1 protein-coding gene is annotated in these 771 nt (G+C 37.1%); it reads left to right on the top strand.

Annotated features, from left to right (window positions below; translation table 11 throughout):
- Nucleotides 1-43 precede the first annotated feature (43 nt).
- On the top strand, nucleotides 44-771 hold a 728-nt coding region (locus tag HMPREF2655_RS00120), incomplete at its 3' end, for a putative cross-wall-targeting lipoprotein signal domain-containing protein (protein WP_373878872.1).

The following is a 771-nucleotide window of genomic DNA, read 5'->3' as shown; positions in this document are numbered from 1 at the left end:
TATAAGAAGTAACGACTAAATTTAGATAAGGAAATGACTTATAATGAAAAATAAAAAAGAAGTCTATGGATTTCGTAAAAGCAAAGTTGCGAAAACTTTGTGTGGTGCTGTTTTAGGAACTGCTTTGATTGCTTTTGCAGACAAAGCAGTATTTGCTGATGAAGTTACAGAGACAACTAGTACAAGTACAGTTGAGGTAGCTACTACAGGAAACCCAGCTACAAATCTACCTGAAGCTCAGGGTGAAATGAGCCAAGTTGCCAAAGAAAGCCAAGCTAAGGCTGGTTCCAAAGACTCAGCTTTGCCAGTAGAAGTATCATCAGCTGATTTGGATAAAACAGTTGCCGATGCAAAATCTGCAGGAGTTAAGGTAGTTCAAGATGAAACAAAAGACAAAGGAACAGCCACAACTGCTACAGAGAATGCTCAAAAACAAGATGAGATTAAAAGCGACTATGCTAAACAGGCTGAAGAAGTAAAGACAACAACTGAAGCATATAAAAAAGAAGTCGCAGCTCATCAGGCTGAAACAGATAAAATCAATGCTGAAAACAAAGCAGCGGATGACAAGTATCAAAAAGATCTAAAAAGTCATCAAGAAGAAGTTGAAAAAATCAACACTGCCAATGCAACAGCTAAAGCAGAATATCAGGCTAAGCTAGCACAATATCAAAAAGATTTAGCAACTGTCAAAAAAGCAAACGAAGATAGTCAACAGGATTATCAAAATAAACTTTCAGCTTACCAGACGGAATTAGCTCGAGTACAAAA

The sequence above is a fragment of the Streptococcus sp. HMSC066F01 genome, assembly GCF_001837335.1.
Classification (GTDB): Bacteria; Bacillota; Bacilli; order Lactobacillales; family Streptococcaceae; genus Streptococcus; species Streptococcus oralis_S.
This window is presented reverse-complemented; position numbering and strand designations above follow the sequence as displayed.